We start from the raw sequence: 11,771 nt of genomic DNA, 5'->3' as shown, positions 1-11,771 counted from the left end.
CGATACTTATCAATGAAGTCTGATCCTGTCATTGCTATATAATCAAATGGAGAGACTGACCATCACATAGGATGTGATTGACCCAAACTGTACTACCACAAAGGAATGTCATCATGTACCGATTTTTATCTTTAAGCACTATACGCTTTTATCATAAAGCGCTCACTGGTTTATTACTAAGCGCATGGGTGGTGGGAAGTAGTCATGCTGCTATTTACCATATAGATCCCACGCATACTAATGTACGCTTCGCGATCGACCACTTTAAAACCTCTACCAACACTGGCGGTTTTTATAACTTAACAGGTCAGTTGGAGTACGATCCAGTGGCCAATATAGGCAATGTCTCGCTTATCATTCCTTTGAACAGTTTGATGACAGGTGACAAAGCCTTTGATATAGCGCTTAAAAGTGCAGATTTTTTTGATATCGAAAAATTTCCACTGGCTCGTTTTGAATCCACCAAATGGCATTTTCAGAGGGATAAAAATCGTCCAGCAGTCACCAAAGTAGACGGTATGCTCACGCTACATGGTCAGACCAATCCAGTGACGTTAACGGCCACAAAGTTTAACTGCTATTTTAGTTATATATTGAAAAAATCGGTGTGTGGCGGTGACTTTACAACCACTATTGATCGGACAAAATGGGGAATCAGTAAATATACCTTGTTAGGTATCACTGAAAAGGTTGATTTGACCATTCAGATTGAAGCAGCAAAGCAGTAATAGTAAGGGTTTGAAAAGCGGGTAGTGACATATACAGATGAATGTTTCTACTAAGCCATCATTATTGTCATTAGACAACTTGCATATTTATCATTTATAAAAAAACGGTGATCATACATAGAGTATGACCACCGCCACAGAAAACGAATAAGCAGACTTGCGATAGATTAAACAGCAGTCTTCTTAAAGCGCTTACGATACATCTTACGAATAATTGGCATGAATATCATGACGACTACAAGACCCCATAGTGATACAGTGATTGGGCTACTCCATAGAATAGACATCTCACCTTGTGAAATAGAGAGAGCACGACGTAAATTAGACTCCATAAGCTCTCCTAGTACATAGCCTAGAATAAGAGCTGATAGAGGGAAATGCAGTTTACGTAAGAAATAACCAAATATGCCAAGTGCTACCATGAATACCATATCAAAAGTTGTGCTATTGATAGAATAGACACCAACAAAACTGATGGCAGCAATTGATGGAATCAAGATATAGTTTGGTACGTTCAGTAGTTTAGAGAAGAAACCTACCAAAGGAATGTTCATAACCAACAAGATAACGTTACAAATAAACAGAGAGGCGATAAGACCCCAAACAATATCTGGCTGCTCAGTGAATAGCTGTGGACCTGGCGTGATATTATACAAAGTCAACGCACCCATCATCACCGCTGTTGTACCAGAACCAGGAACACCTAATGTCAACATCGGTACAAATGAACCACATGCTGATGCATTGTTAGCCGCTTCTGGTGATGCAACGCCACGTAGGTCGCCTTCGCCAAATTTGCCACTGTCGCCAGCAATTTTACGTTCACTAGCGTAGGTCATTGCACTCGCAATCGTCGCGCCTGCACCAGGTAAAATACCAACGAAGAAACCCATTGCACCACTACGTAACATGGCACCAACGGTAAAGAGAAACTCTTTTAGGTTGAATAAGCTACGCTTACCTTGCGCAACTACTTTACCACCAGTAGTGGTTCTTTCGAGCAAAATCAAGATTTCGCTGACACTGAAAAAACCAATAACGATCGTTGTGAATTGGATACCATCAGATAGGTTGACTGAATCAAAAGTATAACGATAAATACCAGTCACCGCATCGACACCGACAGTCGCCAGACCCAAACCGATTAACGCTGATACGGCGGTCTTAATAGGTTGATCACCGACCAAACCGCTCAAACAGCAAATCGCGAATACCATCAGTACAAAGTATTCAGCAGGGCCAAAAGACACCGCCCATTTAGCTAATAGAGGTGCGAACAAGACCACACCAATAGTCGCAATCGTAGAACCAATAAACGAGGCAACCGCAGAGATGGACAAGGCAATACCTGCCTTGCCTTGCACTGCCAGCGGATTACCATCCAATGAAGTCATAACCGCTGCAGCAGACCCCGGTACGTTCAGTAGAATGGCAGAAATACGACCACCATACTCACAACCAAGATAAACCGCTGCCAGTAAGATAAGCGCACTCTCTGGTGGCAGACCAAGAGCAAATGCGAAAGGTAGTAGAATTGCCACACCATTAATCGGGCCAAGGCCAGGCAACATACCCACAACAGTACCAATAAAAGCGCCGATCAGCGCAATCAGTAAGTTTTTGGGCAACATCGCTACGCCGAAACCGTGCATCAAAAAATCAAAAGTTTCCATAATAGCTATCCCATTATTCCTGATAATATCCCAAGTGGCAGAATGACGTCCAAAGCCATGTCAAATAAGACATACAGGGCGATACTGATCACAACTGAAAAGATAAGGCTTTTAACAGGGTTGCCAGCAAATAATAAACCAACCGCAAAACACATCAGTGTGGTAGCAACAACAAAACCTAAAGGCTCAAATATCAAACTATAGATCAGCAATACGCTGACACACAGAACAAGGTTTCTAAGCACGACCTTGTTATAGCCTAAATCGATGATTTTGGTAAATCGCGCTGGACGAAAGGCAATAACTAAGGTCAAAAGTGCCATCAGTGAAAAAATTAAAATAGGATAGGGCCGAGGGCCGATGGGATCATAGGCAATAGGAGCAACGTAACCAATAGCTAAATAGACCAAAAATAAGCTAAATAGTCCCATTAATCCAGAAAATGCACGTTCCATTGTCATAGAAGTATTCCTTAAATTCTAAAATAAGAAGGTTGAGAGATGTCTCATCTGTCAACCTTCGATAAATACTATAAAATTCAGTATTCAATCATTAAGGGGATATAGTCTGAGTAGTGCTACTTAGCTGCAGCATCAACAAGACCGTACTCAGCAGACAACTCACGTAGCTCACCTGTACGCTTATAAACATAGGCTTCAAGCTCTTCACCCGTCATAGAGAAAGGTAGTAGCTCTTGCTGCTCGCGTAATTCTGCAAATTTTGGATCAGCAAGCATCTTATCGAAGCTCGCTTTCCACCAGTCATAAGCAGCAGGGCTGACATCTGGACCCATGTAATAACCACGGACGACTGGCCAAGTAACGTCATAGCCTTGCTCTACAGCCGTAGGAACATCAGCCATACTGCCGCCCAATCTTTCATCTGCAAACACAGCCAATACGCGTAATTTTCCAGCAGTGGCTTGTGGCATGATCTCAGCAATACCTGCACTCACAACAGTAACATGGTTGCCCATTACCGCTGTGATGGCCTCACCGCCACCTTCCATTGCTACATAAGTCATATCGCTTGGGTTAACACCAACGGCTTTTGCCAAAATTGCCGTTTGCATCCAATCCTGACCGCCAACACTACCACCAGCGGCAAAACTAACTGCTTTCGGATTTGACTTAAGCTCAGCGACCAATCCTGCTAGATCTTTGATAGGTGAGTCAGCATTGACAGCGATAGCGCCGTAGTCAGTACCAACACCTGCCAGCCACTTCACATCTTTTTCAGTAAATTTACCGAATTTTCCTTGCGATAAATTCAGGATGGAGCCAGTAGAGAAGGCAACGATAGCATCTTCATTGCTGCGATCATTGGCAACAATTTTGTTGTAAGCAACAGCACCAACGCCGCCTGGCATATAAGTGACTCGCATTGGATCTGTCAAGATGCCAGTGTCTCTAAGGCCTGCTTGAGCAAGTTTACAAGTCAAGTCAAAGCCGCCACCTGGTTTTGCTGGTGCAATACATTCTGGACGTGAAGGACCAGAAAACTCATCTGCGCTTGCAGTTTCGTTTGCATTGTTACAGGCGGTAAGAGTTAGTGCAGAAAGGCCAAGAGCCAGATAGGATAGTTTGTTCACACGACACTCCTTGTGTGTATTTTTTCAGTAAAAATCAATAAAATTTTGATTCAGGCAGGAAAGTTATTACATGAAATCTTAATGCAAGATTCATTTGGATTAACAAATTTTGTGACAAGATAACTTTCAATGTTATGCAAAAGTAACAGAATATTTTACGAATGACAAGAAACATATGTATGTATGTATGAATATTATTTATAGGGAGTCAATCGAAAAGTGAAACAACCCAAGTCATTGAACCATTCAATAATGGTCAAAATAGTTTACTTTTTTCTATAGAATATAAAGCACAAGTATTCGTCAGTCATTATAAATGTTTTTTAAATCAGTTATTTACGACTACTGTGCTGAAAAAACGCACAATGCAATAACGGTATTTTTTGATACTGATTGGTTTGCAGTGAGGGGTAGGATACCGCGATTGAGTATGGGACTATAGATGATATGACCTGTAAACTGACAGTTACTCTAATTCCGAAGATGCTAAGATAGCAACAGCCAACCAGTTTAGAATGTAAACAAGTTGGTGTTATTGGTGGTCAATATCTGTGCTGCCAATTCGTCGCAATTTATAATTTTTTTGAAAGTGGTCAGCGCTTTGGTAAAGTTGATTTGGCTCTCATTTTGAGTATGAGGCCAATCACTACCCCAAATCAGATGATTTCTCATATTGCGTTGCATTAATAATTTAAGAGCGTCTTTAGCGTTTTGGATACCTATCTCATTTCCCAACCGATAATATCCAGATACTTTGACCCAGTGCTTCTCAGGCTCAAGCATATCTAACAGCTGAAGGAATTCCTGATCTTGCACACCTTTGATAGGATTAAATCGACCAAAATGATCAATCACAATATTGAGTCTGTATGGCTTCAGTATTGGTAATAACTGGATCAAATAAACAGGCGGTGCCTGAATCTCTACTTGCCAATTTATGTCGGCCAACTGGGACAAAAAAGCTTTCCAATGCGGACTAGTGAGATCAGGACAAGTGATGCCAAACAGGTTGATACGTATGCCAACAATGCCTTGCTTATCTAGTGATCGCAATGTAGAAGCGTCTGTGGTGTTTGATAGTACAGCAATACCTCTAAGACGCTCAGGATACTTTGAAAGAGCGGTTAACATATAACTGTTATCCGTGCCCAAAAAGCTTGGCTGAACCAACACTGCTTTATGAAAGCCATGTCTATCGAGCTGTTCAATATAACTTTCTACGCTGGCCGTATAAGTGGGTCGATAGCGCGCAGTCGTTGGAAACGTATCATGGTGTAAAAATACATGTGCATGAGCATCCATGTAATCCATATAAATCTCTTTTTTAGTAGCAGTTAAAACACGATTTGGATAAATAAAATCGCTATTATGCCAACAACAATATCTAAAGGTACGGCTTTAAACAACAAAATATGTAAAAGCTTATTTTTATCGATGTGTACTTGTGCTGCTCCCAATATTAGACTGCCGCCTGATGAAAAAGGCGAGATTGATGAGCTTTGAGCCCCTATTACAATACAAATAAATAAGAAAAAAGGGTTTAAACCAGAGGCCACAGCCAAGGCTGGTACCATAGGAAATAGCGTAGGAGCAACGACCCCAAGCGTACTGGCAAATATCGACATAATTGCACTAATAATGAACAATAAAGTGGGTATCAACCAAATAGGTACGTTGGTACTGAGCCATTCTGTTAGCTCGTAAATCACCCCTACCTCCACACCTAAACTGATTAGCATACCAACGCCGCAAATCATAATGAGTGTATGCCAAGGTATTAAGGCAATCACTGTTTTTTCATCACCCAGCTTCAAAACCAAACTTACTAAAGCGAAAAAAATAGCGATAAAACCAATATCTATTCGAGCGTTCAAAAACTCAATCGTGTCTACATTTGGTATGAGTAGGTTTGAAATAGGCACAACAAGTACCGTGGCCATCATAATGAAAATTAGCATGATAGATTTTTTTTGTTTGCTATCGAAAGGTTTTGGTACGATGGTTTGAATTGCTATTTTGCTAGATTTAGCATTGATAGAGCTATAAATACCCAATAGAACCACAGGCATCAAGAAGGTTGCAGCAAATATTCCTAAACCGTAAGTAAAGGTGTTGTCATTTGCCACGCCAGCGCCACTCATAAGCTCTCGAAAAATGACACCGCTCTGTGAGGTAATGAAATTGGCACCTGCTAGCGCCCCATAGTTCACCGACAATGTAGCAATAATAATATTTAAATTGGTTCTTTGAGATAACAATAAAATCATTGGCGCCATAGTAGCGAGCACAGTGTAATAGCCAGCTCCTAAAGCTGCTACAATCGTGGCGGCAAAGAAAATAGCCAACGGCAAAAATGCTGGAAAATGTCGACATTTATATATCAAATGTTCACACAGTTTTTCCAAAGCACCATTGGCAAGAGAGAAGTTGTAGAAGAGAGTCACTGCCAAAATAACGAAGAAAATTTTGAGTGGCCATAGTTTAATAACTTCATAAGCACTTAGCTGCATACCAAAGCAACCGATCAGGTATGAAAATACGATAGCAAATAAGCCAATATTGATTTTCGTTTTGTAGCCCAGCGCAATAGATATCACAATGGCGGCTATAATGTAGAGAGTCATGACTACTCCTTGACCTTAACTGTATGAATTCTATAAAAATCCATAGCAATTTTTATGGATTAAAGAGCATCACGATAATATTGACAAATAGCGTTCTAGATTAGAAAATCGTACAAGCTTTAAAAGTGCTATTGATTGAGTGAAATAATAGCAAAAAAGCACACGTTAATTAGATAAGATTGCCTATAAAAACCCAATCGAGTATTAACATTAAAATGATACATATTAAATTTGTTTAGGGCTTAAGATAGTGTCATCAAATAGGTTCTACTTTTGGGATTTTAACAACGCTCAACGAGATTAAGCAGCCTTTAATACTCTCTTTATTGTGGTGGAAAAAATGTTAACAAACTTCAAACAATTTAAAATGCCACGGTATGAGCAAGTACGCTGGCATATTCAGACCTTGCTAACAGAAAGTAAATGGGATGAAAATACCGCGCTACCTACCGAACAGGAGTTTGCAGATAAATACCAAGTATCGGTAGGAACGGTTCGTAAAGCCGTCGAGAAGCTGGTAGAAGAAGGGGTCCTCATGAAGCAACAGGGCAGAGGTACTTTCTTAAAACGACCAAATTTTGAAGGTTCGTTATCAAGGTTTTTCAAGTTCCGTGATAAAGATGCCTGCTATGTCGTACCCATGGGTGTGGTCAAAAAGGCTGTAACAATAGAAGCTGTCGATGCCATCAATAAAAAATTAAACATCAGTAAAAACAAAGAACTCATTTATATAGAACGTGTACGTATCGTCGAAAATACGGTCATGTTGAGTGAAAGAATCTGGTTACCCAAAAGTATGTACCAGCCTTTTGTAGGCTTGGCGCCCGAAGATTTTGAAAATCTCTTATATCCTTTTTATTACAAAGCGTGCGGACAGTTTGTCTCGTCTGCTGTCGAAAAACTCTTTTTTATCACCGGTCATGTCGATTCTTATTTAGGCAATGAGGCACAAGAAAATTTGGTTAAGGTATGCCGCGTTGCTAAGAACCTAAAGGGTGATCCAATCGAATACAGAGAGTCGTACGGATTGGCAAAAGATTTCAGTTATGAAATAAATATCAACTAGTCATAGTCAACTATAATGCATTGGATATGACTTGATCACCAGTATGATCCTAAGTTTATAACTGGACAGCTTAGGGCAGGATTAAAATAACCAATGACACAAGATACCTATTAATATGAGTTATCTTGCTGCCTTTTGTTATAAATAAGCGATTACTGACTATTATTTCTTCTACATTCTATCTTTAATCAGATTTTTACTTCTCAAATACACTGTCGATACCACTCTGATTTTCACGCTACCGAGTTTAACTTTATTTCTAACATGAATTGTATTCATCTTTAGTTAAAGTTAAGTCGTTTTTATTCATGTATTGATTCAGGCATAATTCCCTTATACAAAAATTTGGTTTCATATTTGATTATAAGGTAGTGAATTGCCATGAGTAACAATTTTACTTGTTCAATTTCGAGCATCCGTTTTGATGAAGACTATCATCCTGCAAACAGCACACGTTTAACCACGAACTTTGCCAATTTGGCTCGCGGTGAGCACCGTCAAGAGAACCTACGCAGGACACTCAGAATGATAAACAATCGTTTTAACGCGTTGGCGCATTGGGATAATCCAACAGCGGACCGCTATTCTGTGGAAGTTGATATTGTTTCTGCAAACATGGACATCGAGGGCAATGGAGATACTTTTCCTGTCATCGAGACACTGAAGACGACGATTGTTGATCATAAAGACAACAAGCGTATCGACGGTATGATTGGTAACAGCTTCTCGTCTTATGTACGCGATTATGATTTTAGCATCGTACTGCCAGATCATTTTGACAAAAACCCAACCTCACCGCCACCTGAACATTTCGGTGACCTTCATGGCAAGCTATTTCAGTATTTATTGAATTCAGAGGCTTACCAAGCGAATTTTAGTAAAAAGCCTGTGATTTGCCTGAGTGTTTCCACCAGCAAAACCTATCACCGTACCAACAATCAGCATCCTGTATTGGGGGTGGAGTATAGACAGGACGAATATTCATTGACGGATGATTACTTCCATAAAATGGGTTTGACCGTTCGTTACTTTATGCCTACGGGCAGTGTAGCGCCGCTCGCGTTTTATTTTGCAGGCGACTTGCTGAGTGATTACACCGATCTTGAGCTGATTAGTACGATTAGTACGATGGAGACGTTTCAAAAAATCTATCGTCCTGAAATCTACAATGCCAACTCTACCGCAGGTCAGGTGTATCAACCCAGTCTTAAGTATCAGGATTATTCACTGACGCAGATTGTGTATGATCGTGAAGAGCGCAGCCAATTGGCGGTGAAGCAAGGACAAATTACTGAAGAGCAGTTTATCAAGCCATACCAGTCCATTCTTGAGCAATGGGCGGCAAACTACTCTGTCGAAAAAGAGACAGTCAAAAAGCACGCTGCTTAATACGCCAAAGTGGCCGAAATAAGACATTCCCAATATATAAAAAATAAATAGATAAGAGATACATTAAAAATGAAAATATTATTACCAACATCGACTGCTGGCAGCCTACCAAAACCCTCTTGGCTTGCCGAACCTGAGAAAATTTGGTCACCTTGGGCTTTAGAAGGTGAGCAATTGGTTGAAGCCAAACAAGATGCGTTACGTTTGTCATTGCAAGAGCAGTTGCATGCAGGCGTCGATATCGTCAGTGATGGTGAGCAGACCCGTCAGCATTTTGTCACCACCTTTATTGAACATCTCGATGGCGTCGATTTTGAAAATCGTGAGACCGTTCGCATTCGTAACCGTTACGATGCCAGTGTGCCATCAGTCGTTGGCGACGTAAGCCGCCAAAAACCTGTGTTTGTAGACGATGCCAAGTTTTTACGTCAGCAGACCGACAAGCCAATCAAATGGGCACTGCCAGGTCCAATGACGATGATTGACACCTTATATGATAGTCATTATAAAAGTCGTGAAAAACTGGCGTGGGAGTTTGCCAAAATTTTGAATCAAGAAGCCAAAGAATTAGAAGCGGCTGGCGTGGATATCATTCAGTTTGATGAACCCGCGTTCAATGTATTCTTTGATGATGTAAACGACTGGGGTGTTGCCACATTAGAGCGCGCCATCGAAGGTTTAAAGTGCGAAACCGCTGTGCATATTTGCTATGGTTACGGTATTAAAGCCAATAATGATTGGAAAAAAACGCTGGGTTCAGAGTGGCGTCAATACGAACAAGCATTTCCCAAGCTGCAACAATCGAAGATCGATATTGTGTCACTTGAGTGTCAAAACTCTCATGTGCCAATGGATTTGATTGAACTGATCCGTGGCAAAAAAGTAATGATTGGTGCCATCGATGTGGCAACCAACACTATTGAGACACCAGAAGAAGTGGCAAACACGCTACGAAAAGCCTTACAATTCGTGGATGCAGATAAGCTTTACCCGTCGACCAATTGCGGCATGGCACCGTTGTCTCGCGACGTGGCACGAGGCAAGTTAAAGGCGCTAAGCGCTGGTGCTGAACTGGTTCGTCAAGAGCTGGCGCGCTAAGCGTAAGATGCGCGATAAATTTAGGACATATATGATGATTGAAGCCAGTGATTTTAGAAATGCAATGGCGCGGCTTGCGACAGCGGTCAGTGTGATTACCACAGAAGGGGAGTCAGGCGCACACGGTTTTACTGCCTCCGCCGTTTGTAGTGTCAGCGATAACCCGCCAACCTTACTGGTCTGTATGAACCAAGCGGCGCGCTCACATGGTCATTTCGTTGATCATAAAACCTTATGCGTTAATGTGCTGAGTGCTCGGCATGAGTCACTATCCAATACTTTTGCCTCCAAATTATGCTCCAAAGAGCGATTTGAACAAGGCGCTTGGGGCACGTTAGTCACAGGCGCGCCTGTTTTAGCAGATGCGTTGGTCAGCTTTGATTGTGAGATTGAGCAGGTGCAGGCAATGGGCACGCACAGTATTTTTATGTGCCGTGTCGTCGCTATCAAACATGCTGAGCGAGAAGGCGAGGCAGACGAAAGTTTGGTCTATTTTAATCGCGCATATCATCAAGTGGGTCAAGTCGAAAGCGCTTAACCATATCTTTTCATCATCCAACCAAAAGTAACGATTCTGTGGAACTTATCATTTTTTTAATCATTGGGGCAGTAGCAGGCTTTGCAGCGGGTCTGTTCGGAGTAGGTGGTGGCACGATCATTGTGCCGCTATTATTCATTGTCTTCACCCAAATGGACTATAGTCCCGATACCGTCATGCATTTGGCGCTAGGCACCTCGCTGGCAACCATCATTGTCACCTCGATTAGCTCCTTAATGGCGCATAATAAAAAAGGCGGCGTCATGTGGCCTGTGTTTAAAAACCTCACACCGGGCATGGCGATTGGCTGTTTTTTTGGGGCAGGTATTGCAGGCGCACTCTCAGGCACTCATCTTCAGCTGATCGTGGGTACGTTTTTGCTGTGGGTAGCATTCAACATGTTCACTGGCGGCAAAAAGCGATTAGCTACTGATGTCAGCGCTGCCGATACTGTATTGCCGTCAACGCCCAAGCAACTAGTGGCTGGAGCGGGTATTGGTGTAGCGTCGGCTATTTTTGGTATTGGCGGCGGCAGTTTAACCGTGCCGTATCTCACGCGTTATGGTGTGGTGATGCAAAAAGCAGTAGGCACGTCCGCAGCTTGTGGCCTGCCCATTGCCATTGCTGGCGCACTTGGTTTTATGGTCTTTGGAATGAAAGATCACGTCGAGATTCCTAATGCGGTTGGCTTTGTACACATTTATGCGTTTTTGGGTATCAGCGTCATGAGCTTTTTCACCGCAAAAGTGGGTGCAAAGGTCGCCCACCAATTATCGCCAACATTATTAAAAAAATGCTTTTCGGTACTGCTTATGATGGTGAGCTGCTTTTTCTTATATAAAGGGTTGTTTTGAGTATTTTGATACGTGTATTTCAAACCCGAAGACTGCGAAAAGCATTGTACTGCTAAGAATTATTTATAGCTTGAATTGATTAATAGCACAAACTGGATGGTTCCCTTGAGCTATAGACTATTGAAACTGATTTCAGCGAGTTAAAGTATTGATACTGTAGGTCCAATATTTCGACTCTCTCGACATGATTTTCTAAGATAAATCCTAAAA

General features: G+C 41.6%; 11 protein-coding genes. 6 read left to right on the top strand and 5 right to left on the bottom strand.

Going from position 1 to position 11,771, the window contains the following annotated elements; all coding sequences use genetic code 11:
* The first annotated feature begins 113 nt into the window (after window positions 1-113).
* On the top strand, window positions 114-728 hold the full coding sequence (locus A3K91_RS13330) for a YceI family protein (RefSeq protein WP_062845702.1): 615 nt from the start codon (window positions 114-116) through the stop codon (window positions 726-728).
* A gap of 167 nt (window positions 729-895) precedes the next feature.
* Here A3K91_RS13330 and A3K91_RS13325 read toward each other — a convergent pair whose 3' ends face one another.
* The 5 genes from A3K91_RS13325 to A3K91_RS13305 all read right to left on the bottom strand — a co-directional run bounded on the left by A3K91_RS13325 (window position 896) and on the right by A3K91_RS13305 (window position 6,616).
* A complete protein-coding gene (locus A3K91_RS13325; RefSeq protein WP_062845701.1) occupies window positions 896-2,401 on the bottom strand; it encodes a tripartite tricarboxylate transporter permease in 1,506 nt (501 codons plus the stop codon).
* 5 nt (window positions 2,402-2,406) lie between these two features.
* Window positions 2,407-2,862 (bottom strand): tripartite tricarboxylate transporter TctB family protein, encoded by a 456-nt coding sequence (locus A3K91_RS13320; RefSeq protein WP_062845700.1) that lies wholly within the window; start codon window positions 2,860-2,862, stop codon window positions 2,407-2,409.
* Window positions 2,863-2,978: 116 nt separating this feature from the next.
* Window positions 2,979-3,992, bottom strand: coding sequence for a Bug family tripartite tricarboxylate transporter substrate binding protein (locus tag A3K91_RS13315; RefSeq protein WP_062845699.1), 1,014 nt, complete (start codon window positions 3,990-3,992; stop codon window positions 2,979-2,981).
* Between the two features lie 510 nt (window positions 3,993-4,502).
* Window positions 4,503-5,303 (bottom strand): amidohydrolase family protein, encoded by an 801-nt coding sequence (locus A3K91_RS13310; RefSeq protein ID WP_062845698.1) that lies wholly within the window; start codon window positions 5,301-5,303, stop codon window positions 4,503-4,505.
* Between the two features lie 23 nt (window positions 5,304-5,326).
* Entirely contained in the window at window positions 5,327-6,616 is a 1,290-nt protein-coding gene (locus A3K91_RS13305) for an SLC13 family permease (protein WP_062845697.1), read from the bottom strand.
* A gap of 340 nt (window positions 6,617-6,956) precedes the next feature.
* Between A3K91_RS13305 and A3K91_RS13300 the strand changes: the two genes are divergently transcribed.
* The 5 genes from A3K91_RS13300 to A3K91_RS13280 all read left to right on the top strand — a co-directional run bounded on the left by A3K91_RS13300 (window position 6,957) and on the right by A3K91_RS13280 (window position 11,561).
* Entirely contained in the window at window positions 6,957-7,682 is a 726-nt protein-coding gene (locus A3K91_RS13300) for a GntR family transcriptional regulator (RefSeq protein ID WP_062845696.1), read from the top strand.
* 381 nt (window positions 7,683-8,063) lie between these two features.
* Window positions 8,064-9,071 carry a DUF1852 domain-containing protein gene (locus tag A3K91_RS13295; protein WP_062845695.1) on the top strand — a complete coding sequence of 336 codons (1,008 nt, stop codon included), beginning with the start codon at window positions 8,064-8,066 and terminating at the stop codon, window positions 9,069-9,071.
* Between the two features lie 69 nt (window positions 9,072-9,140).
* The gene (locus A3K91_RS13290; RefSeq protein ID WP_062845694.1) at window positions 9,141-10,169 is read left to right on the top strand and encodes a methionine synthase; all 1,029 of its coding nucleotides are present in this window, start codon (window positions 9,141-9,143) and stop codon (window positions 10,167-10,169) included.
* Window positions 10,170-10,203: 34 nt separating this feature from the next.
* Window positions 10,204-10,707, top strand: coding sequence for a flavin reductase (locus A3K91_RS13285; protein WP_062846027.1), 504 nt, complete (start codon window positions 10,204-10,206; stop codon window positions 10,705-10,707).
* A gap of 38 nt (window positions 10,708-10,745) precedes the next feature.
* Window positions 10,746-11,561 carry a sulfite exporter TauE/SafE family protein gene (locus tag A3K91_RS13280; protein ID WP_062845693.1) on the top strand — a complete coding sequence of 272 codons (816 nt, stop codon included), beginning with the start codon at window positions 10,746-10,748 and terminating at the stop codon, window positions 11,559-11,561.
* The last annotated feature ends 210 nt before the right edge of the window (window positions 11,562-11,771 follow it).

Source organism: Psychrobacter alimentarius, from assembly GCF_001606025.1.
Taxonomy (GTDB): Bacteria; Pseudomonadota; Gammaproteobacteria; order Pseudomonadales; family Moraxellaceae; genus Psychrobacter; species Psychrobacter alimentarius.
This window is presented reverse-complemented; position numbering and strand designations above follow the sequence as displayed.

Bases quoted from the DNA above. Each gene is read 5' to 3' on its own strand.
- A3K91_RS13330 (WP_062845702.1), top strand. From the start codon at position 114: ATGTACCGATTTTTATCTTTAAGCACTATACGCTTTTATCATAAAGCG.
- A3K91_RS13325 (WP_062845701.1), bottom strand. From the start codon at position 2,401: ATGGAAACTTTTGATTTTTTGATGCACGGTTTCGGCGTAGCGATGTTG.
- A3K91_RS13320 (WP_062845700.1), bottom strand. From the start codon at position 2,862: ATGACAATGGAACGTGCATTTTCTGGATTAATGGGACTATTTAGCTTA.
- A3K91_RS13310 (WP_062845698.1), bottom strand. From the start codon at position 5,303: ATGGATTACATGGATGCTCATGCACATGTATTTTTACACCATGATACG.
- A3K91_RS13305 (WP_062845697.1), bottom strand. From the start codon at position 6,616: ATGACTCTCTACATTATAGCCGCCATTGTGATATCTATTGCGCTGGGC.
- A3K91_RS13300 (WP_062845696.1), top strand. From the start codon at position 6,957: ATGTTAACAAACTTCAAACAATTTAAAATGCCACGGTATGAGCAAGTA.
- A3K91_RS13295 (WP_062845695.1), top strand. From the start codon at position 8,064: ATGAGTAACAATTTTACTTGTTCAATTTCGAGCATCCGTTTTGATGAA.
- A3K91_RS13290 (WP_062845694.1), top strand. From the start codon at position 9,141: ATGAAAATATTATTACCAACATCGACTGCTGGCAGCCTACCAAAACCC.
- A3K91_RS13285 (WP_062846027.1), top strand. From the start codon at position 10,204: ATGATTGAAGCCAGTGATTTTAGAAATGCAATGGCGCGGCTTGCGACA.